Raw genomic sequence first — 23,478 nt, forward strand, 5'->3', positions numbered from 1 at the left:
GTGAAAGCGTTCACATTCACAAGCTAGTATGCCGCATGTGTTTTCGACATGGGTCAGGGGGCCCCTGTTACCGCCAGGAGCCCCCTGTTTTCGCCTCTGATCGACAGCGGAACGGTCGCTACAGCTCCTTGCGGAACCCGTCCGTCACCTTCAGGAAGATGTCATTCGCCTCGGTCTCCCCGATCGTGACCCGCACGCCCTCGCCCGGGAACGGCCGGACCACCACGCCGGCCTGCTCGCACGCCGCCGCGAAGTCGACCGTGCGCTCCCCCAGCCGCAGCCACACGAAGTTCGCCTGAGTCTCCGGCACGGTCCAGCCCTGGGCGCGCAGCGTGTCGACCACGCGCGCGCGCTCGCACACCAGCGAGCCGACCCGGCCGAGCAGTTCGTCCTCGGCGCGCAGCGAGGCGACGGCCGCGTCCTGCGCGAGCTGGCTCACCCCGAAGGGCACCGCCGTCTTGCGCAGCGCCGCCGCGACCGGCTCATGGGCGATGGCGAAGCCGACGCGCAGCCCGGCCAGCCCGTACGCCTTGGAGAAGGTGCGCAGCACGCAGACGTTGGGCCGCTGACGGTAGATCTCGACTCCGTCCGGCACCTCGGGGTCGCGGATGAACTCGCGGTACGCCTCGTCGAGCACGACCAGCACATCGCCGGGGACCCGGTCCAGGAAGCGCTCCAGCTCGGCCCGCCGCACCACCGTGCCGGTCGGGTTGTTGGGGTTGCAGACGAAGATCAGACGGGTCCGGTCGGTGATGGCGTCCGCCATCGCGTCCAGGTCGTGCACATCGCCCGGCGTCAGCGGCACCCGCACCGAGGTCGCGCCGCTGATCTGGGTGATGATCGGGTACGCCTCGAAGGACCGCCAGGCGTAGATGACCTCGTCGCCGGGGCCCGAGGTGGCCTGCAGCAACTGCTGCGCGACGCCGACCGAGCCGGTGCCGGTGGACAGGTGGGACACGGGGACGCCGAAGCGTTCGGACAGCTCGTTCATCAGGCCCGTGCAGGCCATGTCCGGGTAGCGGTTGAAGGACGCGGCCGAGGCCGTGACGCTCTCCATCACACCCGGCAGCGGCGGGTACGGGTTCTCGTTGGAGGACAGCTTGTAGGCCACGGGTCCGCCGGCCGCGGCGGGCTTGCCCGGCTTGTAGGTGGGGATCCCCTCCAGCTCGGCACGCAGCTTCGGGCTCGTCTCGCTCACCGCAGTCCTCCTCGTGACCACCACCGGCTTCAATACTGCTCACCTTATGAGGATTCGGTCCGGCTGCGTACTGGTCGGGACTGACCTCATTCGTCACACCGGCATCAGGGGCATCACCGTACGAAGCCCGACGAATCGTGGGCGGGCAGGGGGCGCGCTCTACATATATCTACGCGCCGGTGGCTCACGCCGTGGCGCGCATCCCTCGTGCAGGTGAGTTGAGACCTCTTCGAGACATCGACCCCTTGGCAGGCTCATGCGCGCCGACAAGCCAGGTATTGGCATTGGAACCTCCAACTGACTTGTTTTCTAACGCATTTGGGGCCTGATGACCTTGCAGAAACGTGCCTGTCAATGCGTGCATATGCGTCCGCCCTACCCCACCTCATGAGCCCTACTATCGGCTCGCTATGACAGCAGCAGGGAAGCACCAGGTGAGCCGCGCGGAAACCTCACGCCGAGGCAACCGGCCGGGCCGGGCGGGCATCAGGGACGTGGCCGCCGCCGCCGGAGTCTCCATCACGACCGTCTCCGACGCCCTGAACGGCAAGGGCAGGCTCCCTGATGCCACCCGCCGCCATGTGCGCGAAGTCGCCGACCGGCTGGGATACCGGCCCTCCGCCGCGGCGCGCACGCTCCGTACCGGCAAGTCGGGCCTCATCGGTCTGACCGTGACGACGTACGGGGATGAACCTTTCACCTTCACGGAGTTCGCCTACTTCGCCGAGATGGCGCGCGCCGCCACCTCCGCGGCGCTCGCCCGCGGCTACGCGCTCGTCATCCTGCCCGCGACCTCCCGCCACGACGTGTGGTCCAACGTCGCACTGGACGGCACGGTCGTCATCGACCCATCCGACCAGGACCCGGTGGTCAGCGAACTCGTCCGGCAGGGTTTACCGGTCGTCTCCGACGGGCGCCCCGCCGGCGCGCTGCCCGTCACCGCCTGGGTCGACAACGACCACGAGGCCGCCGTCCTCGACATCCTCGACCATCTCGCCGCCGCGGGCGCCCGCCGGATCGGCCTCCTCACCGGCACCTCGACCGACACGTACACCCATCTGTCGACCACCGCGTACCTGCGGTGGTGCGAGCGGGTGGGGCAGGACCCGGTCTACGAGGCGTACCCCGCGCACGACCCCTGCGCCGGCGCCGTCGCCGCCGACCGGCTGCTGGCCCGGCCCGACCGGCCCGACGCCGTCTACGGCCTGTTCGACCCCAACGGCACGGATCTCCTCGCCGCCGCCCGCCGCTACGGGCTGCGCGTACCGGAGGACCTGCTTCTGGTGTGCTGCAGCGAGTCCACGGTCTACGCGAGCACCGAACCGCCCATCACGACGCTCTCCCTGAAGCCACGCCGCATCGGCACGGCCGTCGTGCAGCTCCTCATCGACGCCATCGAGGGGGTGCAGTCCGATCAACCCGTCGAACAGGTGATACCGACCGAACTGATCATCCGTACCTCGTCCCAGCGACGTCCGCCCCGGACCACGGTCAGCCCGCCTCGGGGGCCTGAGAAGGGGTAGGGGTCGGGGGTCGGGGGTCGGGGGTTCGGCTGGGGGGCCGGTCGGGGTGATGTGGGGGCGCCTGGGGGGGGCTGGCCGGCGGCCGGTCGGCGGCTCCGCGGCGCGCCGGGTGACGGGAGTCCCGCCGCTTCGCAGCGCCGGTCTCCGCCCCCCGCACAGGTCGGTCTCCCCGTCCCGTGTCGGCCGGTCGTCCCTCTTCGTAGTGGTCGTCCGGCAGGGTGAAGCTCGGGTCAATCGGGGCGAATGCCGCGTTGAACTGGAGCCTTGCTCCGATTCACCACCCCTGGGTCACCACACAGCGCGATCCGCATTCCTATGATGGGCCCACGACACCGCGGGCCGCTGCGACCAGGCAGTCCGAAGCGGTGCAGCTGCGGCGCGATGGTGGAGGGGTCTGATGACTCAGGGGGCCGGTCAGGGACCCGAGGTGGAGCGGACGGCGACGTTGCGCGACTTCCGGGTGCCCGCGTACGTCCACGAGACCGGCCCGTACGGCGACAGCACCCATCCCGGCAACGCCGTACCGCCCGTCGAGCAGCCCCTCGACCAGCCCGAGGGGTACACCCCGACCCAGCGCGACCTCCCCGTCATCAACCGGGGCGACACGCTTCAGGTCCCCATCGACCGGGCGCCCGCCGCCGCACCCGCACCGGCACCCGGCGCGGGCCCCGGCCCCGGCCCGCTGTTCGTGGTCGGCGACGTCCACGGCTACCTCGACGAGCTCGTCGCCGCCCTCCAGGAGCAGGGCCTGATCGACGCGGCGGGCAACTGGTGCGCGGGCACCAGCCGGCTGTGGTTCCTCGGCGACTTCACCGACCGCGGGCCGGACGGCATCGGCGTCATCGACCTGGTGATGCGCCTGTCCGCGGAGGCCGCCGCGGCCGGCGGCTACTGCAAGGCGCTCATGGGCAACCACGAGCTGCTCCTGCTCGGCGCCAAGCGGTTCAACGACATCCCCGTCAACTCCGGTGCCGGCACCGCCACGTTCCAGGCGGCCTGGCTGCTCAACGGCGGGCAGAAGTCCGACATGGACCGGCTCCAGGACCACCATCTGCAGTGGATGGCCCGCCTCGACGCCATGGAGGAGGTCGACGGCTACCTGCTCGTGCACTCCGACACCACCGCCTATCTCGACTACGGCGACTCGATCGAGGCGGTCAACGACACCGTCCGCGAAACCCTCACGCGCAACGACGCGGACGAGTGCTGGGACCTGTTCCGCAAGTTCACCAAGCGCTTCTCCTTCCGCGACGAGGGCGGCGCCGACGCCGTCCGCTCACTTCTCGATACGTACGGCGGCACCCGCATCGTTCACGGCCACAGCCCGATCCCCTATCTGCTGGGCGAAGTCGGCTCCGAGGAGGGCGAGGACAGCGCGGGCCCCGTCGTCGAGGGACCGCACGTCTACGCCGACGGACTCGCCATCGCGATGGACGGCGGAGTGACCATGGCCGGAAAACTGCTGGTCCAGCAACTGCCGCTGGATATCTGAGCGTTCACCGGGCATAGGCGTTCCCACCGCGGCCCCGCCCGCGACGGCGCAGGCCAGGGGCCAATTTCGGCAAACCCCCTGTCACCGTGTGCCGTCGCCGCTCTACCATCGCCTTATCCGTAGCAGGCTCCCCTCCGTTTCTGCCCGACGGCTCGTTGGCATGCGAGCCCCAAGCCCTACGGAGCATCGGGGGATGCACATGAACAGCGTTCCGCAGCACCTGCACAGTGAGGACCGCCAGGAATACGAGCGGATCCTCGATGAGGCGCTGCGCTCCGCACCACACCACCCGGATCTGGCCGCGGTCGGCCAGCGGCTCAACTCCGAACAGCTGCGCACCATGGCGCTCAACGCCACGGCCCTGATCACGGCCGCCGCGGCCATCGAGTACCAGCACTACGTCAAGGTCCGCGAGGAACTGCGCCAGCCGGCGCCGTCCACCCCGTCGACCGCCCACGCGTCCGGCTCGGACGAGCCGGGAGTGGGCGCGATGGGGCTCGCCGCCACCATGGGGGAAGCCGCCGAGGGCGCGGGAGCGGGGGCCGTCGCCATCGCCGCCGTCCTCACCCCCGTCCTCGCCGGAACCGCCGCGGTGATCTTCCTGCTCGTCGGTTACGTCCTCAAGATGCTCGACCCGGCGCCCGCGTTCGCCCACACCATGATCACGGCGGGCTGGGCGTTCGGTGCCGTGACGGCGGTCGCGATCCTCGTCGCCACCGTGGGACTGCTGCTGACGGCCCTGCGCAACCGACCCTCGCTGGAGGCCGGGTCCTACGGCGAACTCAGCGAGGAGGTCGACCGGGCCAGGGAGGCCTGGCGGGAGGCCCTGATGGAGCGGGGCATCATGCCGTTCCTGCGGGAGGCCCTCGCCGATCCCGGCGCGGCGGCCCTGCCCCGCACGGTCCCGCCGTCCCCGACCGGCCGGCTGCCGAAGATCGGCTACGACCGTCCCGGCTTCACCAGCCCCGAGGACGGCCCCGCGCCGGGCCACCGCCCCCGTTTCACCAGCCCCGACTACACCAGCCCGGACTTCGGCGGCCCCGAACACCAGCCGGAGTAGACACGCCGCGCGCCCCCGAACCACCGGCGGGGGCGCGCGACGCATCGGTCCTCCCGTCCAGGCCTGGCCTAGGCCTGTCCGAGGTCTGTCCTAGCTCTGTCCTAGGAGGTCGGGTCGTCGGGGCGGCCAGCGGTGGTTCTCTCGTCGAACTCCTGCCGTGCCGCCTGGATCGCGGCGATGTTCGCCTGCGACCAGTCGGTGATGCTCTGCACCAGGCCACCCACCTCCCGGCCCAGCCCGGTCAGTCGATACTCCACGCACGGTGGCACGGTCGGATGCACCGTGCGCGTCAGCAGGCCCTCGCGCTCCAGCGCGCGCAGCGTCTGCGTCAGCACCTTCTGCGTCACTCCGTCCAGCCGACGCCGCAGCTCGGCGAACCTCATGGGCCGGCCGTCCTCAAGGGCCACCAGGACCAGCATGGTCCACTTGCCCGCGATCAGATCCAGTACGGCACGGGTGGGGCAATCGCGCAGGAAGACCTCCACGCCACCGTGTTTCCTCAGGTCGAAGCCGGTATCCACAAGGAACCTCGATATCAGACAAGTGCCTTCTTCCGCAGGGCCATTACCCCGGCCGACCATGGAACCCCACGCGAACCACTGCCGAGGAGTCCCGATGTCCGCCCGTATGCACGCCATCGTCCAGTCCGTGTTCGGCGGTCCCGAGGTGCTCGTCCACACCGAGACCGACGTGCCCGAACCCGGCCCCGGGGAGGTCCTGCTCCGGGTCGCCGGTGCCGGGGTCAATCCGGGCGACGCGGTCCTGCGCTCCGGGCGGGTACCGGAACTGGTCCCCCTGCCGTGGACGCCGGGCAACGACGTCTCCGGTGTCGTCGAGCGGGTCGGTGACGGCGTGACGCGGTTCGCGCCGGGCGACGCGGTGTACGGCATGCTGGCGGTCACCGAGCGGGGCGCGTACGCCGAGTACACCGTCGCGCCGGCCGACGCGCTGGCCCTCGCGCCCAAGAACATCGACCTGGCGCACGCGAGCGCCGTACCGCTGGTCGCGATCACCGCCTGGCAGGCGCTCGCCGTGCTGGCGCGGGTCCGGCCCGGCGACCGGGTACTGATCCACGCGGCGGCGGGCGGCGTCGGCCATGTCGCCGTCCAACTGGCCAAGGAACTGGGCGCGTACGTCATCGGTACCGCGCGGGCGGCCAACCACGACCTCCTGCGCGGGCTGGGCGCCGACGAACTCATCGACTACACCACCACCGACTTCCGCACGGCCGTGGCCCCGGTGGACGTGGTCCTGGACCTGGTCGGCGGGTCCTACGGGCCACGCTCCCTCGAAGTGCTCCGGCCGGGCGGTCTGCTCGTCGGCGCGTCGATCGACCCCGGTACCGACGAGCGTCAGGCAGCCGAGCGCGGCCTGTGCTACGCCTGGGTCACGGCCGGACCCTCCGGTGAACTGCTGGAGCAGATCACTGAGCGCATCGAGGCGGGCCGACTGCGCGTCACGGTCCAGCACACCTTCCCCCTCACCGAAGCAGCCGAGGCCCACCGCACGATCGAGACCAAACGCACCACCGGCAAGATCGTCCTGCTGCCGTAACCACACCGCTTCCCGGCGCCTGGCGCGGTGCTCGGGCCCCGCCCTCATCAGGAGGGGCCCGCGCCGGGAAGCCCGCTGAGCCCGCTCAGTCCGCGATCGGCAGGTACACCCGGTTCCCGCTGGCGGCGAACTCCTTCGACTTCTGCAGCATCCCTTCGGTGATCTCCTCGGCCGAGGCCCCCTCGGCCACGCGGCCGCCGAACCGCTCGGTGATGCTCTGGCTGATCTTCATCGAGCAGAACTTCGGGCCGCACATCGAGCAGAAGTGGGCCGTCTTGGCCGGCTCCGCCGGAAGCGTCTCGTCGTGGAACTCACGTGCCGTGTCCGGGTCGAGAGCCAGATTGAACTGATCCTCCCAGCGGAACTCGAAGCGGGCGTCGGACAGCGCGTCGTCCCACTCCTGGGCTCCGGGGTGCCCCTTGGCGAGGTCGGCCGCGTGAGCGGCGATCTTGTACGTGATGACGCCGGTCTTGACGTCGTCCCTGTTGGGCAGGCCCAGGTGCTCCTTGGGCGTGACGTAGCACAGCATGGCCGTGCCCCACCAGGCGATCATCGCGGCACCGATACCGGAGGTGATGTGGTCGTACGCGGGGGCGACGTCGGTGGTCAGCGGTCCGAGCGTATAGAACGGAGCTTCATCGCAGATCTCCTGCTGAAGGTCGATGTTCTCCTTGATCTTGTGCATCGGGACGTGTCCCGGGCCCTCGATCATGGTCTGTACGTTGAAACGCTTGGCGATCGTGTTGAGTTCCCCGAGCGTGCGCAACTCCGCGAACTGCGCCTCGTCGTTGGCGTCCGCGATGGACCCGGGACGCAGACCGTCGCCCAGCGAGTACGTAACGTCGTAGGTCGCGAGGATCTCGCAGAGCTCCTCGAAGTTCTCGTAGAGGAACGACTCCTTGTGGTGGGCCAGGCACCAGGCCGCCATGATCGAGCCGCCGCGCGAGACGATGCCGGTCTTGCGGTTGGCGGTGAGCGGGACGTACGGCAGGCGCACGCCCGCGTGGACCGTCATGTAGTCCACGCCCTGCTCGGCCTGTTCGATGACCGTGTCCTTGTAGATCTCCCAGGTCAGCTCCTCGGCGCGGCCGTCGACCTTCTCCAGCGCCTGATAGAGCGGCACCGTGCCGATGGGGACGGGGGAGTTGCGCAGCACCCACTCGCGGGTGGTGTGGATATTGCGGCCGGTGGACAGGTCCATGACCGTGTCGGCGCCCCAGCGGGTCGCCCAGGTCATCTTCTCGACCTCCTCCTCGATGGAGGACGTCACCGCCGAGTTGCCGATGTTGGCGTTGACCTTCACCAGGAACCGCTTGCCGATGATCATCGGCTCGATCTCCGGGTGGTTGACGTTCGCGGGCAGGACCGCGCGGCCCGCCGCGATCTCCTCACGGACGACCTCAGGAGAAACGTTCTCCCGGATGGCCACGAACTCCATCTCCGGCGTGATCTCGCCCCGACGCGCGTACGCGAGCTGCGTGACCGCCTTGCCGTCACGGCTGCGGCGCGGCTGGCGCGGGCGGCCCGGGAAGACCGCGTCCAGATTGCGCAGGCCACCGCGCGGCGAGGTGTGCTTGATGCCGTCGTCCTCGGGACGGACGGGGCGGCCCGCGTACTCCTCGGTGTCGCCGCGAGCGATGATCCAGCTCTCCCGCAGCGGGGCCAGGCCCCGGCGGACGTCGGTATCGACCAGAGGGTCGGTGTACGGGCCCGAGGTGTCGTACAGCGTGACCGACTGCCCGTTGGTGAGGTGCACCTGACGGACCGGCACGCGCAGGTCGGGGCGCGAGCCCTCCACATACGCCTTGTGCCAGCCGATGGACTTCCCGGCCTCCTGGGACGTTTCGCCCTGAAGGGGCAGTTCGTCCTGATTGGAGGCAGGCGTGCGTGCGTCCTTGTTGGTCATGAGACCTACTCCCTACGCCGGCATTACCCGGTAACAGGTTCGGCGGTCGACGCAGCGGTATCCGTCTACGGACATTTCGTGGGGAACATCACCCGGCTTCGGTGATGTTCCACGTGAAACATCGCTGGGACGGAGGTCAGCGCCCTCTCAGCCCGGTGCTCCGAGCTCCCGCGTGTGCAAAGGTGCCTCCACGCTAGCGTCATGTGTGGCGCGGTGAACAGTGGGCCCCTGCCGTTCTTGCGATGATCGGGCGGTGACCACACCACACCGTCCCCCCTATCCACCGCCCGAGCCGCCCCGCGAGCCGGGCGCCGGCTCAGCGGCCGCGCAATACGGCAGCGACCCGTACGGACCGCCACCGGGCGGCGGATACGGGGGGCCGGGGTCTGGTGATGGCCGTGGCTGGTCGGGGATCGGTCCTGGGGCGGGGGGCGGTCCCGGTGGGATCGGTCGTGGGCCCGGTGGGACCGGTCGCGGTTCCGGTGGGCCCGGTCGCGGTTCCGGTCAAGGACGCGGTGGCGGGTTCAGTGGGCCTGGGCCTGGGCACGGGCACGGTGGGCACGGCCAAGGACCCGGTGACGGGCACGGCCATGACCATGGCCATGGCCACGAGGGCGACCCGGGACAGGGACACGGGCGCGACCCCGGTCAAGGGCATGGCGGTTCTGGGCACGGGCACTCGCACGGGCACAGTCACAGCCATGGCCCCGCCGCGCCGGTCTCCAAGCATCTGCGCAAGGTCATCGCCGCCATCCTGATCCCCTTCGCCGCAGCCGTGGTGATCGGGCTCGCGGTGCTGTGGCCCGGTGGTGCCCCGGCGCACGAGCGGACCGGGGTCGGCTTCGATCGGCAGACCCAGCAGGCGACGGTGACCGATGTCGTCGAGGTGAGCTGTCAGTCCGTCAACGCCTCGGGGGAGACTCCGACCGGCGACACCTCCACCGCCGAGGGCTCCTCGGCCCAGCAACAGGCGAGCGGCACCTGCAAGAAGGCGACGATCCGCGTCGACACCGGCAAGGACAAGGGCCGTACGTTCACCGAGATCGTGCAGCCGGACCAGTCACGGCAGTTGCACGAGGGCGAGAAGGTCGTGGTCGCCTACGAGCCCTCCGCGCCGAAGGATCTCCAGTACTCGGTGACCGACGTCAGCCGCCGCTTCCCGATGGCGCTGCTCGCCGGCATCTTCGCGCTGGCCGTGGTGGTCGTCGGTCGGCTCAGGGGCGTCATGGCCCTGGTCGCACTGGCCATCAGCTTCCTGGTGCTGAACCAGTTCATCCTGCCCGCGATCCTCCAGGGTTCGGACCCGCTCCTGGTGGCCGTGGTGGGGGCGAGCGCCATCATGCTGATCGCGCTGTATATCTGTCACGGGCTGTCGGCCCGTACCTCGGTGGCCGTGCTCGGCACCCTGGTCTCACTGCTGCTGATCGGCTTCCTGGGATCGGCGTTCATCGACTGGGCGGCGCTCACCGGCAACACGGACGACAACACCGGCCTGATCCATGGGCTGTATCCCTCGATCGACATGAGCGGTCTGCTGCTCGCGGGCGTCATCATCGGCTCGCTCGGTGTGCTCGACGACGTGACGGTCACCCAGACATCGGCGGTCTGGGAGCTGCACGAGGCCAACCCGACGATGGGCTGGCGCGGGCTCTACCGCGCGGGCATCCGGATCGGCCGCGACCACATCGCGTCGGTGGTCAACACGCTCGTCCTCGCCTACGCGGGCGCCGCGCTGCCCTTGCTGCTGCTGTTCTCCATCGCGCAGAGCAGCGTCGGCACGGTCGCCAACAGCGAGCTGGTCGCGGAGGAGATCGTGCGCACGCTGGTGGGCTCGATCGGCCTGGTCGCCTCGGTGCCGGTCACCACGGCGCTGGCCGCCCTCGTCGTCTCGGCGGACCGTCCGGAGCGGTCGGCGGGAGTACAGCCGACACCGGCACCGGTTCCGGCCACCGAGGGGCCCGCCGTGCCGCGCGCCGGCCGGGGGAGGCGCCGCAAGCGCTGAGCGCCCCGGCGCCCTGGGGCGCCCGCGGGAGACCACGGGCGCGTGTGCCTCCGCGCGCGAGCGGCATCCTGTACACGGGCCCTGCGCATGGGCCTGCACACGGGCACCTCAGGAGAAGCGTTCCTGCTTCTCCTGCCCGTGCTGAAGCGTTCCACCACCCCAGGGCGCCACCACGCTTCAGCCGGCGCTCTCCGCCAGGATTCTGCCCAGGGCCTTGTCGAGATGGGCGTCGAAGTCGGCGAGAGCGGCCTCCTGGCCCAGCGGCACCAGCTTGTCGGTGCGGTCGAGGAACACCACGAGGGGCGCCGCCGAGGCCCGGAACAGCGCGTGGTCGCCGCCGACCTGAAGCCGGATCAGGACCTCGCCGAGGGTGTCGGAGTCGACCGGCGAGATCCGCACATCCCCCTCGCCGCACGGCCGGCCCACCCCGTCGATGAGTAGCTCCCGCCCGAACGCCCAGGTCACCGGCGCGTCGCCGGGCAAATGGAAGGTGAGCCGCACGGCGTACGGATCGGCGGCCTCGTAGGAGAGCTCCACCGGGATGCGGAACGAGAGCTCCTCGGAGACGAGAAAGCTCATCATGACCTCTGCCTGAACCGCCTGTACGGACTCGCGCATCGCCTTACCCCGTCGTGTGTGTCGTCGACTGGCCGGGAATGTACCCCTGACAGTGCACGCATCTTGCTGAACGTACACAACAGATCACAAGGAGTGAGTTTTCAGATACTGATAGAGAGCGCGAGTGACCCCAGTTGTCGTCCGACCTCGCTCTGCAGGCGCTGGATCGCGGGCATCAGCCGGTCGGCGTGATGGGCGGGTAGGGAGAGCGCCATCGTGGCCGCCGTGGTGCCGACGGTGATCGGGATCGCGGCGCACACCGTCCCCAGCGCGTACTCCTGGCGCTCGATCACCGGCTCCATCCGCCGCGTCCGCTCCAGCCGGCTCAGCAGCGCGCGGTTGTCCCGCACGGTGTACGGGGTGATCGCCTGCACGGGATAGCGGGCGAGATGGTCGCGGCGGGTCTCCTCGTCGAGCTGGGACAGCAGACACTGGCCGATCGCGTGCGCGTGCCCGGTCTCCCGGAAGTCGGCCCACTCCTCGACCGCCGGATTTCCGGGGGTGTCCGAGACGCACATGACCTCGATCTCCCCCTCGCGGTACACGGCGTAGTACACCGGCACACCGATCGAATCGCGCCAGTGGGCGAGCGCGTCGACGACCGTGCTGCGACGTTTCTGCGCGGCTCCGCTGCTGCTCAGCCGTTCCGCCGCCTCGCCGAGGAAGAACAGTCCCTTGTCGCGCCGTAGATAGCCCTCGTACACCAGGGTGCGCAGCAGGTGGTAGGCGGTGGGCAGGGCGAGCCCGGTCTCGCGGGCGAGCTGTTTGGCCGGGGCCCCGTACTCGTGCCCGGCGACGGCCTCCAGCAGGCGCATCGCCCTTTGGACGGACCCGATGAGGGTCGTCGCGGCCTGCGGCTGCTCGGGGATCGCGGGGCTCGGGGGCCGCTGGAGCGGGGGCGCGGCCGGGTGCGGGAGCCCGCGGGGTGCGTGGGGTTCCGCGGGTGCGGTGTCCGTGGCCAAGGGTCACTCCCGAAGCGCGAGAGGGCGGGCCGTGCCGGGGAAACACGGGAGGGATGTGCGCCGCTCGCGGGGTGGTCCCCGCGTCGATTTCCGGACTCTAGCCGTCTGCCACCGCGCGCAGCCGGACTGTCCGGGAAACTTCCCTCCCCCGAGGGAACCGGTGATTCCTGTTACCGCTCACCGGCTCCCGGCCCGCTCACCAGTCGCCGCGCGAGGAGGAACTGGAGGTGAACTTCCGTACGACGTAGATGAGTCCGCCGACCAGGGCGACGAACACCAGCAGCTTGAACAGCAGGCCGATCACGAAGCCGACGACGCTGGCTATCAGCCCTCCGAACACGACCAGGGCGATGACCGGCACCGCGACCCACTTCACCCACCACGGCAGTCCCGCGAAGATCTCTCGCATCGCCCTCGTCCTTACCTCTCCGCCCGTCGCTGTGCCGGGTCCTGACATGGTCCGGTACTTCCGTGCCGGATCCTCTCGTTGTGTCCTGCCTTCGATGCTAGGGCCGGGAGAGGGTCCGGCGGGGGCCTCGCGTCCCTTGTCCTCCCCTGACCGAACCCCTAGGGAACCCGGAGGCGACGCCTCAGGCTTCGGGTGGAGAGAACACCACCAGAACCCTCAGGTCCTCGCTGATGTGGTGGAACTTGTGGGCGACCCCGGCCGGCACGTAGATGACGCTGCCGCGCGCCACCTGCGTCGTCTCCAGGCCGACGGTGATCGCGGCGCGCCCGCTGACGACGAAGTACACCTCGTCCTGGTTGTGCGGGTTCTGCGGGTCGTGCTCGCCGGCGTCGAGCGCGTACAGCCCGACCGACATGTTCCGTTCCCGCAGGAACTGCAGGTAGGCCCCGTCGTTGGCGGCTCGCTCCGCCTCCAGTTCATCCAGCCGGAATGCCTTCATCGACTTCGTCCACCCTCGCCCGGTGCTCGTTTCCGATCTCTCTGCCACGATCAGACACATGAAGAATTTCGTAGTCAAGACGATCGCCAACGCGGGTGCTCTGGCGGTCGCCGTCTGGCTGCTCGACAAGATCACCCTGACCGGTGACAGCACGGGCAAGAAGGTCGGCACCCTGATCCTCGTCGCCCTGCTCTTCGGCCTGGTCAACTCCTTCGTCAAGCCGCTCGTGAAGGTGCTGACCTTCCCGCTGTTCATCCTCACGCTCGGCCTGATCACCCTGGTGGTGAACGCACTCATGCTGCTGCTCACCTCCTGGCTCGCCGACAAGCTCGACCTGAGCTTCCACGTCGACGGCTTCTGGACCGCCGTACTGGGCGGCCTGATCATCTCGATCGTCTCCTGGGCGCTCAACGTCGTCCTGCCCGACGGGGACTGAGCGATGACCTACCGCGTCTGCTTCGTCTGCACCGGCAACATCTGCCGCTCCCCGATGGCCGAGTCCGTCTTCCACGCGCGCGTGACGGAGGCGGGACTCGACGGCCTGGTCGAGGTCGACAGTGCCGGCACGGGCGGCTGGCACGAGGGCGAGGGCGCCGACCCGCGCACCGTCTCCGTCCTTGAGGAGCACGGTTACGTCATCGACCACACGGCCCGGCAGTTCCAGCCGTCCTGGTTCTCCCGCCTCGACCTGGTGATCGCGCTGGACACCGGACACCTCAAGGCCCTGCGCCGCCTCGCCCCCACCGAGGAGGACGCCCGCAAGGTGCGCCTCCTGCGCTCCTACGACCCCGGGCCTCCCGCCGACGTCGACGTACCGGACCCTTACTACGGGGGCCGGGACGGCTTCGAGGAGTGCCTGGAGATGGTCGAGGCGGCGAGCACGGGACTGCTGACCGCCGTACAGCACGAGGTGGAGGGACGGGCCGCATGAACGACCGGAGCGGGCCCACGGGCGAGGGCACACGCGCGGTGCGGGCCGGTCTGCCCGAGCCGGTGAAGTACGAGCCGACGCTGCCGGGACCGGTGTTCGCCGCCCACTTCCATCTGCCGGGCGAGCCGACGGGGCCGTACACCTACGGCCGCGACGAGAATCCGACCTGGACGCGCCTGGAGCAGGCCATCGGCGAGCTGGAGGCGCCCGGGCAGGACGGCGTCGAGACGCTCGCGTTCGCCTCCGGGATGGCCGCGATCTCCTCGGTGCTCTTCTCCCAGCTGCGCGCCGGCGACACCGTCGTCCTGCCCAGCGACGGCTACCAGGCGCTGCCCCTGGTCCGCGCGCAGCTGGAGGCGTACGGCATCGAGGTGCGCACCGCGCCGACCGGCGGGGACGCCCAGCTCGACGTCCTGGACGGGGCGAGGTTGCTGTGGATCGAGTCCCCGTCGAACCCGGGGCTCGACGTGTGCGACATCCGCAGGCTTGTCGAGGCGGCACACGCGCGTGGCGCGCTGGTCGCCGTCGACAACACGCTCGCGACCCCGCTGGGGCAGCGTCCGCTGGAGCTCGGCGCCGACTTCTCGGTGGCGAGCGGCACCAAGCAGCTCACCGGGCACGGCGACATCCTCCTCGGCTATGTCACCGGGCGTTCCGGGGAGCCCATGACGGCCGTGCGGCGCTGGCGGAAGATCGTCGGGGCGATCCCCGGGCCCATGGAGGCATGGCTCGCGCATCGCTCGATCGCCACGCTCCAGCTCCGGGTGGACCGGCAGAACGCGACCGCTCTGGCCGTCGCGCAGGCCCTGCGGGAGCGGCCCGAGGTGACCGGGCTGCGCTATCCCGGACTGGCCAACGACGCCTCGCACAAGGTCGCCTCGCAGCAGATGCGGCGCTATGGGTGCGTGGTGTCGTTCACGCTGCCCACGCGCGCGCGTGCCGAGCGCTTCCTCGACGCGCTGCGGCTCGTGGACGACGCGACGAGCTTCGGCGGGGTGCGGTCCACGGCCGAACGGCGCGGGCGCTGGGGCGGGGACGCGGTTCCGGAGGGCTTCATCCGTCTGTCCGTCGGCGCGGAGGATCCCGAGGATCTGGTGGCGGACGTGCTGCGAGCGCTGGAGGAGTCGGCACGGTGACCGATTCACAGGCGCCCCGACGGGCCGGCGCAGCGCGTGGCGGACGGTCCGAACCTCCCCCCTCGTGGCTCGGACCGTCCTCGGTTCCGCGCGCGAAGAACCGCGCGACCAAGGCTAGTTGACTCTGTGTCAGTGTCCAATCACAGTAGCGACAGAGACCTATCGACTTATTTATAGTTGGTCCCTGCCTCAGCGCCGGGAGAAAGGCAGGGAAGGGGAGGGCGCATCATGGATCTGGCCTTGCTGCGCACGTTCGTCACCGTGCACCGGGCCGGTTCCTTCACCCGCGCCGCAGCCCTGCTGGGCCTGTCCCAGCCCGCCGTCACCTCACAGATCCGGACATTGGAGCGGCAGCTGGGCCGCCCGCTCTTTCTGCGGCAGGCCCGGGGTGTCACCCCGACGACCGTCGGAGACGAGCTCGCCCACAAGGCCGCCCCGCACCTCGACGCCCTCGTGGAGATCGCCGAGACGGGGCTCGACGACGAGTCCTCGTTACGCACCCTGCATCTCGCCGGACCCCCCGAGTTCACGGCCGAGCAGGCACTGCCGGCGCTCACCGAGCTGACCGGGGAGGACGGTCAGGGGCTCGCACTGCGGGTCTCCTTCGGCACGGCCGAGGAGGTCCTGGAGGGCCTGTCCGCCGGACACCACGACCTGGCCATCAGTACGGCGCGACCGCGTGGCGCCCTGCTCACGGCAACGCCGCTGTGCGACGAGGAACATGTACTCGTCGCCGCCCCTCAGTGGGCCGAGCGGATCGGCTCCGGGCATGCGCGGCGCCGGGGCACCGCCGAGCTGGAGAACTTCCCCGTCGTCGAGGTCCATGAGTCACTGCCCTTCGTCGCGCGCTACTGGGCGTCCGTCTTCGACTCCCGCCCCGCCACCTCGGGCACCGTCATCGTCCCCGACCTGCGTGCGGTCCTGGCCTGCGCGGCCGCCGGCGCGGGGCTCGCGGTGCTGCCCCGCTATCTGTGTGCGGCCGCCCTGGAGCGCGGGGACGTGGTCGCCCTGCATGAGCCGACCGTGCCGCCCCTGCGTACGTACTTCCTGGTGGTGCGCACCGGGACCCTGGCGATGCCGCAGATCGCACGGGCCCATGAGTGGCTGCTGCACTCGGCCGCCGAGTGGTGCTGAGTCCGGCCCGGATCGTCACCAAGGCACGATTTGCAGAGGTCACTCGCTGAGCTCGATGAGTGACATATCGCGATGTTTCACGTGAAACCAGCGCGGATGTTTCACGTGGAACCAGCCGGGCCACATTTCTCCCATGACCGTCCGACCCGTGGTCAAGCGCACCGCCCGCGCCGTTCTGCTGGACGGCGACGACCTGATCATGATCAAGCGCACCAAGCCCGGTGTGGATCCCTACTGGGTCACGCCCGGCGGTGGGGTGGAGCCGGATGACGCCACCGTCGTCGACGCCCTGCACCGCGAGGTGTACGAGGAGCTCGGCGCCAAGATCACCGACGTCGTGCCCTGCTTCGTCGACACCGTCGAGCACATCGGCGAGGACGGCGGAGCGACCGGCGTGAAGGTACAGCACTTCTTCGTCTGCCGACTGGAGTCCATGGACCCGGCCCTGCGGCACGGCCCCGAGGTCGACGAACCCGCCGGGGAGTACGAGATCGTCAGGGTGCCCTTCACCCGGGTCGGGATCGCCTCCGTCCATCTCGTCCCGCTGTCACTGCGGCACTATCTGGACGGCAATATCGAGGGCGTGCGCGCCATGCACGCACCCGACCTCGGGTGACCTTCACAACGCCGGATCAGTGTCCGGTGGCGGCGAGTTCCTCGACCGAGTCATGCCGTATGCGCTCCGACGGGATGCCGACCCCCCGCAGTGCGTCCACGCCGCTGCGGATCATCCCGGGCGGCCCCGAGACATACGCGTCGTACTCGGTCCAGGGTCCGAAGGCACGGATCGCGTTGGGCAGCTGGACCACTCCGCCCCGGTCGACCACCGGGCGCACCTCCAGCCAGGGATGGGACTGCTGGAGCCTGAGCATCGTGTCGATGTCATAGAGGTCGTGGTCGCTCCGAGCGCCGTAGAACACCTCCACCGGGCGGCGGGTACCGCGTTCGGCGACCTCCTCGACCAAGGCCTTGATGGGGGCGATGCCGGTGCCGCCGCCGAGGCAGAGCAGGCCGCTGTCCCTGCTGTGATCGACCGTCATGGAACCGGCCGGCGGACCGAGGCGGATGACATCGCCCGGGCGGGCGCGGTGAACCAGGGCGTTGGAGACCCACCCCGCGGGGATCGCCTTCACATGGAAGGTGAGCAGCCCGTCCGAACGGGGGGCGGAGGCGAAGGAATAGTGCCGCCAGATACGCGGCCACCACGGCGTCTCCACGCTCGCGTACTGCCCGGCGAGGAAGGGATACGGCAGGTGGGGCCGGAGGGTGACGACCGCGACGTCGGGGGTCCTGAGGTCGTGGGAGACGATCTCCGCGTGCCACCAGGCCGGGGCGATCAGCTCATCCGCGGCGGCCGCGTCGATCATGACCTGGGAGATCGTGGTGTAGGCGCGCACCCAGGCCGCCTCGGTCTCCCCGTTCCACACGGCCTCGGCGTATCGGCTGAGCGCGCCGATCAGACACTCGCCGACGGCCGGATAGTGCTCGGGGCGGGTGCCGTACTTGCGATGTCCGCGGCCCAGGTGCTGGAGATAGTCGACGAGCACAGGGGTGTTGTCGATGTGCTCGGCGGCGGTGAGCAGCGCCTTGAGCAGCCGGTCCCGCTGGGCGTCCATCGCCGGAGGAAAGAGCGACCGCAGTTCGGGATGCCGGACGAAGAGCAGTGCGTAGAAATACGAGGTGACCTTGTCCGCCACGGGGGCGACGTCGGCCATGGTCCGCCGGATCAGGATCGCGTCCGGAGACGCCTCGACGAGGGGCACGGATCGCTGGGGGGGAACCTGGAACTCCTCCGGCCGGGGGGCGACCCAGCGCTCCATGGCGGTTCGGGTGGCCGTGGTGCCGGGCTCTAACGCGGTGGGTGTGGCAGGAGCCTCGGAGGGCGTGGAGGGTGCAGGAACCGGGGAAGGCACAGAGGTCGCGGGAGCCTCGGAAGCCGTGGTCGTTTCGGCGTCAGGGGGCGTCCCCGTGCTGGAACCTTCCTGCGGTGGGGTTTCGGCCGGGGCGGCTCTGCGCACCGGGCGCAGCCCGGCCAGGCGGCTGCTCTCGGAGGTCTCCTGCTCGGTGCCCTCAGCCGACGCCGGCTGCTTGCGCGGTGCGAACCAGCCGTTCCCCCCGCCGGGCGTACCGCTGTCGGCCGACCTGGTGGTCGGAACGTCCATGGTGTGCCTCGCCTCGAACATCTCTCGGTCGGTCTGCGCACTTCCCTCGATGGAAGTTGCCTGCTTCCCGCGCAGACGGCTCTCATCGCAGCATCCCACCCCGCCCGGATGCCACCGCCGCATAACCGAAAACGCGGGTTTCGATCTCTCCGTCCCGTTAAGCTGCGTTGCTCTGCTCCGGCCCTTCGGAAACGCGTGCGCCGCGGCTCGTACGCCTTACTCCCGGGCAGGAAACCGCAGTCGACCCTACCGGCCGTCACCCCGCACACAAGTCCCCCACCCCCACCGGGATCGCAGTCGGGGAGCGAAGCGTTGATTCCTTCAACTACCGGGTGCCGCACACCAATTCATAGGCATCCCACAGATCCCTCCCCGCGTACGAGTGGGTCGCGAGCGCCGACAGATGCAGGTCCGCATTGACCGCGACGGAAACGGGAACGGCGGCGAACAGATCCTTGTCCGAACCCGAGTCGCCATAGGCGACACAATGGTCCCGCGACACCCCGAATTCCGCGCAGAGCCGGTCGGCGATCAGCACCTTCGCCCCGGAGTTGAGCACCCCCGCGGGATCAACGGGCTCAGTGAAGGGCAGCGCGGGAAATCGGGATCCGAAGGCAGCATGAGCGCCCCATTCGGTGAGGCGTTCCACGAAGAAGGACGGCGAGAGCGACACCACGGCGCAATAGTCGCCTCTGCGGGTGATGTCCGCCCACACCTCGCGGATCCGGGCCAGCCAGGGAGCCGCCGCGAACGCGGCCGCCACATGCTCCTCGGTGAGATCGGTCCACAGCGCGTGCACTCCCGTCGCGTACTCCGGCGGACCGATGAGCCCCGACGAGATCGCCTGCTCCAGTGCCACCGTCTCGGCTTCCAGGCCCAGTTGACGGGATATCTCCAGCGGCGCGGACGTCCCGTGCAGCAAGGTGCCGTCGAGGTCGAAGAGATGAAGTCTCGCCATGGCGCGAGGCTAACCCGAGCCCTGGCACCCGCCGCCCGTCCGTGTTTCACGTGAAACCACAACGACATGGCCAAAAGCACGTACGTCTCTGGGGAAACAGGTGGACGCCGGGGCCGCCTGTCGGACAGCCTGACCTGCGTGCCAACACCTTCCCCAGCCGCTCTGCCCATTCGCCGGCTGACACACCGCGATCTCACCGCCTGCGCCGACTTGTCCGAGGACCGGGGGTGGCCACGCGAGGAGCACAAGTGGGGCCTTCTCCTCACAGCGGGCCAGGGGTACGGCATCGACGACCCCGACGGAGGTCTCGTGGCCGCCTGCGTCGTCACCCGCTACGGCCTCCAGGAGAACCCCGACCTGGGTGCCATCGGCATGGTGCTGGTCGCCGAACGGCACGCCCGGCAGGGCATCGGGCGCCGGTTGATGCGCCATGTCATCGCCACCCTGGACACCACCCCGATCACCCTGCACGCCACGCCGAACGGAAGGCCGCTGTACGAGGAGCTGGGCTTCAAGGTCACCGGGCGGGCGGAGATGCTGCGGGGCCGGTTCACGCCCAACGGACCGCCTTCCGCCGTCGCCACACGGGCGGCGACGGCCGAGGATCTCACCGCGATCCTCCGCCTCGACGAAGAGGTGTTCGGCAGCGACCGCACGCACATGATCACGCGGCTGCCGGCCTTCGCCGACCGGCTGCGCGTGGCCGAGGAGAACGGCCGTGTCATCGGGTACGCGGCGATCTGGCCCAACATGGACACCCATGTCGTGGGCCCGCTCGTCGCCCGCGACACGGAGACGGCCAAGGCTCTGGTGGCCTCCCTCGCGGCCCACACCGACCGGCCGCTGCGCACCGATGTCGACGTGCGCCACGAGGAACTGCTGACCTGGCTGAAGGAGCGGGGCCTGGCCACCATCACCTTCAACGCCGTCATGACGTACGGCATCGCCGAGCTCCCCGGCGACTGGACCCGCCGCTTCGCCCCCCTGACGGTCGCGGCCGGCTGAGACGGCCCACCAGGCAGGCTCGCCGGCGGGCGCTCGTCACCCGGCCAGCGCCTCCACGGCGGCCGTGGCGAAGCCGTGGTCCTGGTCCGGGGCACCGCCGCCGACCCCGATGGCACCGATCAGCCGCCCGTCCCGGTGGACGGGCACGCCGCCCGCGATGAACAGCAGCGGCCGGTCGAGCGCGGTGGGCAGCGTATGGAAGAGACCGCCGGGCTGCACGGCGTCGACAAGGTCGGCGGTCGGGGTGTTCAGCTGGAGAGCGGTGTACGCCTTGCGGGTGCTGGTCTCACCGGAGATCAGCACGGCCCGGTCGTCGCGCCGGAAGGCCAGCAGATGGCCGCCGGCGTCCAGGACGGTGACGCTGACCGTGACCCCGGCCGCCTCGGCGGCCAGGCGGGCGGCGGTGACGAGCGCCTCGGCGTCCTGGATGGTCAGCGGGGCGACAGCGGTCGTGGTGCTCATCGGGAGGTGCTCCTTGCGAGGGTTGCGGGGGTGCTGTGGATCGGTGGGGGTGCGGTGCTGTGGGTCGGGCGGTGTGGTGAGACAGGTGGTTCCGTGTCGCTGTCCGCTCACTGGTGGACGGTGATCAGGCGTTCCACGGAAGCGGGCGTGGAGCCGGCGACGACGACACTCGATGCGCTGTCCCGGCGTTCCAGGGCCGCCGAGAGGAGGGCCAGCACCAGGGCGGCGGCGGCCAGGGCGGCGCCGACCCAGTTGGGGGCGGTGTAGCCGAGGCCGGCCGAGATGACGAGTCCGCCGAGCCAGGCCGAGAGGGCGTTGCCGAGGTTGAAGGCGCCGATGTTCACGGCCGACGCGAGGGTCGGGGCGCCGTGCGCCTGGTCGAGGACCCGCTTCTGCAGCGGCGGGACGGTGGCGAAGCCCAGCGCGCCGATCAGGGCGATGGTGACGGCCGCCAGGATCTTGTTGTGCGCGGTGACGGTGAAGAGGGCCAGGACGACGGCCAGGGCGCCCAGGGAGACGTAGAGCATCGGCATCAGGGCGCGGTCGGCGTACTTGCCGCCGACGAGGTTGCCGCCGACCATGCCGAGGCCGAAGAGGACCAGCAGCCAGGTGACGGAGCCGTCGGCGAATCCGGCGACGTGGGTCATCATCGGCGCGATGTAGGTGATGGCCGCGAAGACCCCGCCGAAGCCGAGGACGGTCATCGCCATGGCCAGCAGGACCTGGGCGTTCTTGAACGCGGCCAGCTCGTGCCGCAGATGCACGCCGTGCGGCCTGGGCAGCTCGGGAACGAGCTTGGCGATGCCGGCCAGGCCGATCACTCCGAGGGCGGCGACGATGGCGAAGGTGACGCGCCAGCCGACGTTCTGGCCGACGAGGGTGCCGAGCGGGACGCCGACCACGTTGGCGACGGTGAGACCGGTGAACATCATCGCGATGGCGCCGGCCTTCTTGTGGGGCGCGACCAGTTCGGCCGCCACGACCGAGCCGATGCCGAAGAAGGCACCGTGCGCGAGCGAGGCGACCACCCGGCCGATCAGCATGACGGCGAAGGCGGGGGCCACGGCGGAGAGCAGGTTGCCGAGGATGAACAGGCCCATCAGGAGCATCAGCATCCGCTTGCGGGACACCTTGGTGCCCAGGACGGTCATCAGCGGGGCGCCCAACACCACACCCAGCGCGTAGCCGGTCACGAGGAAGCCGGCGGTGGGGATGGAGACCCCGAAGTCGCTCGCGACCTCGGGCAGCAAGCCCATGATCACGAATTCCGTCGTGCCGATTCCGAAGGCCCCGATCGCGAGGGCCAGAAGCGCGAGAGGCATCAGGGGATACACCTTCCAGGAGATTGCAGGTGCGCTTTGCGCGCGTCCACAACAGTTGCAGACGCTGGCTACTTTAATTGCAGACGCTGGATACTTGCAAGCGCCGACTATTTCACCATTGCTCTATCCTGGGGAGCAGCCGCTCCGGGACGGAGGAATAACGCTCATGACTGCGACGGACCCCGCGCTCACCGCCCTCTCTCAGGGCTGGTACACGCTCTCCCTGCTGCACGGGAGGATCGAGGCCCACATCGAGCGCGCGCTCCAGGCAGGACATGACCTGAGCGTGCGCGAGTACTCCCTGCTCGACGTCCTCAGCCGCCAGCACGACGGCGACGGCGGCCATCTGCAGATGAAGCAGGTCGCCGACGCGGTCGTCCTGAGCCAGAGCGCCACCACCCGGCTCGTGACCCGCCTGGAGGACCGCGGCCTTCTGGAGCGCTACCTCTGCCCCACCGACCGGCGCGGCATCTACACCAACGTCACCGCGGCGGGCCTGAAGCTCCTTGAGGAGGCCCGGCCCACCAACGACGCCGCCCTGCGCGAGGCGCTCGACGAAGCGGCGAAGAACCCCGAACTGGCACCTCTGGTCCGGGTCGTGGAGACCCTGAAGGTGCCCGCCGCCGCATAGGGTGCGGTCATGGGAGATCTTGAAATACGGGCTGCCGTCGCCGAGGACGTCCCCGCGATCGTCGCGATGCTCGCGGACGACCCGCTCGGCGCGCAGCGCGAGTCACCGGACGACCTGACCCTGTACCTGACCGCTCTGGAGCGGATCGCCGCCGACCCGAACCAACGTCTGGTGGTCGCCGTCCGCGAGGGCCGTGTCGTCGGCACGCTCCAGCTCACGATCGTTCCCGGACTGTCCCGGCGCGGCGCCACCAGGTCGATCATCGAAGGGGTGCGCGTGCACGCCGACGAGCGCGGCAGCGGACTGGGCACGCGGTTCATCGAGTGGGCGGTCGAGGAGTCCCGGCGTGAGGGCTGCCAGTTGGTGCAGCTGACCTCCGACGTCACGCGCACCGACGCCCACCGCTTCTACGAGCGGCTCGGCTTCGTGGCCTCACACGTCGGCTTCAAGCTTCAGCTCTGACGACTGAGGCGTCATGTTTCACGTGAAACATGACGCCCTCCGCCTCGGGGAA

The 23,478-nt window shown here is 70.0% G+C and carries 24 protein-coding genes; 13 read left to right on the forward strand and 11 right to left on the reverse strand.

Annotation, left to right across the window (positions count from 1 at the left end; translation table 11 throughout):
• Window positions 1–118: 118 nt before the first annotated feature.
• Window positions 119–1,198 (reverse strand): histidinol-phosphate transaminase, encoded by a 1,080-nt coding sequence (gene hisC, locus ACZ5NW_RS13775; RefSeq protein ID WP_468744014.1) that lies wholly within the window; start codon window positions 1,196–1,198, stop codon window positions 119–121.
• A gap of 410 nt (window positions 1,199–1,608) precedes the next feature.
• Here hisC and ACZ5NW_RS13780 point away from each other — a divergent pair, with 410 nt between their 5' ends.
• The 3 genes from ACZ5NW_RS13780 to ACZ5NW_RS13790 all read left to right on the forward strand — a co-directional run bounded on the left by ACZ5NW_RS13780 (window position 1,609) and on the right by ACZ5NW_RS13790 (window position 5,273).
• Entirely contained in the window at window positions 1,609–2,721 is a 1,113-nt protein-coding gene (locus tag ACZ5NW_RS13780) for a LacI family DNA-binding transcriptional regulator (protein WP_468744015.1), read from the forward strand.
• Window positions 2,722–3,118: 397 nt separating this feature from the next.
• Complete coding sequence (locus tag ACZ5NW_RS13785) at window positions 3,119–4,213, forward strand: metallophosphoesterase (protein WP_468744016.1); 1,095 nt, start codon at window positions 3,119–3,121, stop codon at window positions 4,211–4,213.
• Between the two features lie 193 nt (window positions 4,214–4,406).
• Window positions 4,407–5,273 (forward strand): hypothetical protein, encoded by an 867-nt coding sequence (locus ACZ5NW_RS13790; protein ID WP_468744017.1) that lies wholly within the window; start codon window positions 4,407–4,409, stop codon window positions 5,271–5,273.
• A 101-nt stretch (window positions 5,274–5,374) separates the two neighbouring features.
• On the opposite strand, the gene ACZ5NW_RS13795 is transcribed toward ACZ5NW_RS13790, so the two are convergent.
• Window positions 5,375–5,758 carry a winged helix-turn-helix transcriptional regulator gene (locus tag ACZ5NW_RS13795; RefSeq protein ID WP_468744018.1) on the reverse strand — a complete coding sequence of 128 codons (384 nt, stop codon included), beginning with the start codon at window positions 5,756–5,758 and terminating at the stop codon, window positions 5,375–5,377.
• Between the two features lie 130 nt (window positions 5,759–5,888).
• On the opposite strand from ACZ5NW_RS13795, the gene ACZ5NW_RS13800 reads away from it, so the two are divergent.
• Complete coding sequence (locus tag ACZ5NW_RS13800) at window positions 5,889–6,827, forward strand: NADP-dependent oxidoreductase (protein WP_468744019.1); 939 nt, start codon at window positions 5,889–5,891, stop codon at window positions 6,825–6,827.
• Window positions 6,828–6,912: 85 nt separating this feature from the next.
• Here ACZ5NW_RS13800 and thiC read toward each other — a convergent pair whose 3' ends face one another.
• Complete coding sequence (gene thiC / locus ACZ5NW_RS13805) at window positions 6,913–8,733, reverse strand: phosphomethylpyrimidine synthase ThiC (RefSeq protein WP_468744020.1); 1,821 nt, start codon at window positions 8,731–8,733, stop codon at window positions 6,913–6,915.
• Between the two features lie 445 nt (window positions 8,734–9,178).
• On the opposite strand from thiC, the gene ACZ5NW_RS13810 reads away from it, so the two are divergent.
• On the forward strand, window positions 9,179–10,735 hold the full coding sequence (locus ACZ5NW_RS13810) for a YibE/F family protein (protein ID WP_468744486.1): 1,557 nt from the start codon (window positions 9,179–9,181) through the stop codon (window positions 10,733–10,735).
• Between the two features lie 177 nt (window positions 10,736–10,912).
• Here the strand turns inward: ACZ5NW_RS13810 and ACZ5NW_RS13815 are convergent, their stop codons facing one another.
• The 4 genes from ACZ5NW_RS13815 to ACZ5NW_RS13830 form a co-directional block, all read right to left on the reverse strand.
• Window positions 10,913–11,353, reverse strand: coding sequence for an SsgA family sporulation/cell division regulator (locus ACZ5NW_RS13815; RefSeq protein ID WP_468744021.1), 441 nt, complete (start codon window positions 11,351–11,353; stop codon window positions 10,913–10,915).
• 101 nt (window positions 11,354–11,454) lie between these two features.
• The gene (locus ACZ5NW_RS13820) at window positions 11,455–12,222 is read right to left on the reverse strand and encodes an IclR family transcriptional regulator (RefSeq protein WP_468744487.1); all 768 of its coding nucleotides are present in this window, start codon (window positions 12,220–12,222) and stop codon (window positions 11,455–11,457) included.
• A 289-nt stretch (window positions 12,223–12,511) separates the two neighbouring features.
• Complete coding sequence (locus ACZ5NW_RS13825; RefSeq protein ID WP_391645679.1) at window positions 12,512–12,724, reverse strand: DUF5326 family protein; 213 nt, start codon at window positions 12,722–12,724, stop codon at window positions 12,512–12,514.
• Window positions 12,725–12,905: 181 nt separating this feature from the next.
• Window positions 12,906–13,223: a cupin domain-containing protein gene (locus ACZ5NW_RS13830; protein WP_468744022.1), complete on the reverse strand. Its 318-nt coding sequence runs from the start codon at window positions 13,221–13,223 to the stop codon at window positions 12,906–12,908.
• Window positions 13,224–13,281: 58 nt separating this feature from the next.
• Between ACZ5NW_RS13830 and ACZ5NW_RS13835 the strand changes: the two genes are divergently transcribed.
• The 5 genes from ACZ5NW_RS13835 (at window position 13,282) to ACZ5NW_RS13855 (ending at window position 17,040) form a co-directional block, all read left to right on the forward strand.
• On the forward strand, window positions 13,282–13,659 hold the full coding sequence (locus tag ACZ5NW_RS13835) for a phage holin family protein (protein WP_468744023.1): 378 nt from the start codon (window positions 13,282–13,284) through the stop codon (window positions 13,657–13,659).
• 3 nt (window positions 13,660–13,662) lie between these two features.
• Entirely contained in the window at window positions 13,663–14,154 is a 492-nt protein-coding gene (locus tag ACZ5NW_RS13840) for a low molecular weight protein-tyrosine-phosphatase (RefSeq protein ID WP_468744024.1), read from the forward strand.
• On the forward strand, window positions 14,151–15,290 hold the full coding sequence (locus tag ACZ5NW_RS13845) for a cystathionine gamma-lyase (protein WP_468744025.1): 1,140 nt from the start codon (window positions 14,151–14,153) through the stop codon (window positions 15,288–15,290). Before ACZ5NW_RS13840 ends, ACZ5NW_RS13845 begins: the two co-directional genes overlap by 4 nt.
• A 228-nt stretch (window positions 15,291–15,518) precedes the next feature.
• Window positions 15,519–16,424, forward strand: a complete 906-nt coding sequence (locus tag ACZ5NW_RS13850) for a LysR family transcriptional regulator (protein ID WP_468744026.1) — start codon at window positions 15,519–15,521, stop codon at window positions 16,422–16,424.
• A gap of 133 nt (window positions 16,425–16,557) precedes the next feature.
• Window positions 16,558–17,040, forward strand: coding sequence for an NUDIX domain-containing protein (locus tag ACZ5NW_RS13855; RefSeq protein WP_468744027.1), 483 nt, complete (start codon window positions 16,558–16,560; stop codon window positions 17,038–17,040).
• Window positions 17,041–17,056: 16 nt separating this feature from the next.
• Here ACZ5NW_RS13855 and ACZ5NW_RS13860 read toward each other — a convergent pair whose 3' ends face one another.
• Both ACZ5NW_RS13860 and ACZ5NW_RS13865 read right to left on the reverse strand, forming a co-directional pair.
• Window positions 17,057–18,607 carry a globin domain-containing protein gene (locus tag ACZ5NW_RS13860; protein ID WP_468744028.1) on the reverse strand — a complete coding sequence of 517 codons (1,551 nt, stop codon included), beginning with the start codon at window positions 18,605–18,607 and terminating at the stop codon, window positions 17,057–17,059.
• A 304-nt stretch (window positions 18,608–18,911) separates the two neighbouring features.
• Window positions 18,912–19,544, reverse strand: a complete 633-nt coding sequence (locus tag ACZ5NW_RS13865) for an HAD family hydrolase (protein ID WP_468744029.1) — start codon at window positions 19,542–19,544, stop codon at window positions 18,912–18,914.
• Between the two features lie 138 nt (window positions 19,545–19,682).
• On the opposite strand from ACZ5NW_RS13865, the gene ACZ5NW_RS13870 reads away from it, so the two are divergent.
• Window positions 19,683–20,549 carry a GNAT family N-acetyltransferase gene (locus ACZ5NW_RS13870; protein WP_468744030.1) on the forward strand — a complete coding sequence of 289 codons (867 nt, stop codon included), beginning with the start codon at window positions 19,683–19,685 and terminating at the stop codon, window positions 20,547–20,549.
• 36 nt (window positions 20,550–20,585) lie between these two features.
• Here the strand turns inward: ACZ5NW_RS13870 and ACZ5NW_RS13875 are convergent, their stop codons facing one another.
• Together ACZ5NW_RS13875 and ACZ5NW_RS13880 are read right to left on the reverse strand one after the other, a co-directional pair.
• Window positions 20,586–21,011, reverse strand: coding sequence for a GlcG/HbpS family heme-binding protein (locus ACZ5NW_RS13875; RefSeq protein ID WP_468744031.1), 426 nt, complete (start codon window positions 21,009–21,011; stop codon window positions 20,586–20,588).
• A gap of 107 nt (window positions 21,012–21,118) precedes the next feature.
• The gene (locus tag ACZ5NW_RS13880) at window positions 21,119–22,333 is read right to left on the reverse strand and encodes an MFS transporter (RefSeq protein ID WP_468744032.1); all 1,215 of its coding nucleotides are present in this window, start codon (window positions 22,331–22,333) and stop codon (window positions 21,119–21,121) included.
• Window positions 22,334–22,499: 166 nt separating this feature from the next.
• On the opposite strand from ACZ5NW_RS13880, the gene ACZ5NW_RS13885 reads away from it, so the two are divergent.
• Window positions 22,500–22,964, forward strand: coding sequence for a MarR family winged helix-turn-helix transcriptional regulator (locus tag ACZ5NW_RS13885; RefSeq protein WP_468744033.1), 465 nt, complete (start codon window positions 22,500–22,502; stop codon window positions 22,962–22,964).
• A 9-nt stretch (window positions 22,965–22,973) separates the two neighbouring features.
• Window positions 22,974–23,426 carry a GNAT family N-acetyltransferase gene (locus tag ACZ5NW_RS13890; RefSeq protein ID WP_468744034.1) on the forward strand — a complete coding sequence of 151 codons (453 nt, stop codon included), beginning with the start codon at window positions 22,974–22,976 and terminating at the stop codon, window positions 23,424–23,426.
• Window positions 23,427–23,478: the final 52 nt, after the last annotated feature.

Source organism: Streptomyces sp. NPDC032126 (assembly GCF_055580085.1).

Coding starts and splice junctions, on each gene's coding strand:
- ACZ5NW_RS13780 (WP_468744015.1), top strand. CDS start 1,609: ATGACAGCAGCAGGGAAGCACCAGGTGAGCCGCGCGGAAACCTCACGC.
- ACZ5NW_RS13785 (WP_468744016.1), top strand. CDS start 3,119: ATGACTCAGGGGGCCGGTCAGGGACCCGAGGTGGAGCGGACGGCGACG.
- ACZ5NW_RS13790 (WP_468744017.1), top strand. CDS start 4,407: ATGCACATGAACAGCGTTCCGCAGCACCTGCACAGTGAGGACCGCCAG.
- ACZ5NW_RS13800 (WP_468744019.1), top strand. CDS start 5,889: ATGTCCGCCCGTATGCACGCCATCGTCCAGTCCGTGTTCGGCGGTCCC.
- thiC (WP_468744020.1), bottom strand. CDS start 8,733: ATGACCAACAAGGACGCACGCACGCCTGCCTCCAATCAGGACGAACTG.
- ACZ5NW_RS13815 (WP_468744021.1), bottom strand. CDS start 11,353: ATGCGCGAGTCCGTACAGGCGGTTCAGGCAGAGGTCATGATGAGCTTT.
- ACZ5NW_RS13825 (WP_391645679.1), bottom strand. CDS start 12,724: ATGCGAGAGATCTTCGCGGGACTGCCGTGGTGGGTGAAGTGGGTCGCG.
- ACZ5NW_RS13830 (WP_468744022.1), bottom strand. CDS start 13,223: ATGAAGGCATTCCGGCTGGATGAACTGGAGGCGGAGCGAGCCGCCAAC.
- ACZ5NW_RS13835 (WP_468744023.1), top strand. CDS start 13,282: ATGAAGAATTTCGTAGTCAAGACGATCGCCAACGCGGGTGCTCTGGCG.
- ACZ5NW_RS13840 (WP_468744024.1), top strand. CDS start 13,663: ATGACCTACCGCGTCTGCTTCGTCTGCACCGGCAACATCTGCCGCTCC.
- ACZ5NW_RS13845 (WP_468744025.1), top strand. CDS start 14,151: ATGAACGACCGGAGCGGGCCCACGGGCGAGGGCACACGCGCGGTGCGG.
- ACZ5NW_RS13850 (WP_468744026.1), top strand. CDS start 15,519: ATGGATCTGGCCTTGCTGCGCACGTTCGTCACCGTGCACCGGGCCGGT.
- ACZ5NW_RS13855 (WP_468744027.1), top strand. CDS start 16,558: ATGACCGTCCGACCCGTGGTCAAGCGCACCGCCCGCGCCGTTCTGCTG.
- ACZ5NW_RS13860 (WP_468744028.1), bottom strand. CDS start 18,607: ATGTTCGAGGCGAGGCACACCATGGACGTTCCGACCACCAGGTCGGCC.
- ACZ5NW_RS13865 (WP_468744029.1), bottom strand. CDS start 19,544: ATGGCGAGACTTCATCTCTTCGACCTCGACGGCACCTTGCTGCACGGG.
- ACZ5NW_RS13875 (WP_468744031.1), bottom strand. CDS start 21,011: ATGAGCACCACGACCGCTGTCGCCCCGCTGACCATCCAGGACGCCGAG.
- ACZ5NW_RS13880 (WP_468744032.1), bottom strand. CDS start 22,333: ATGCCTCTCGCGCTTCTGGCCCTCGCGATCGGGGCCTTCGGAATCGGC.
- ACZ5NW_RS13885 (WP_468744033.1), top strand. CDS start 22,500: ATGACTGCGACGGACCCCGCGCTCACCGCCCTCTCTCAGGGCTGGTAC.
- ACZ5NW_RS13890 (WP_468744034.1), top strand. CDS start 22,974: ATGGGAGATCTTGAAATACGGGCTGCCGTCGCCGAGGACGTCCCCGCG.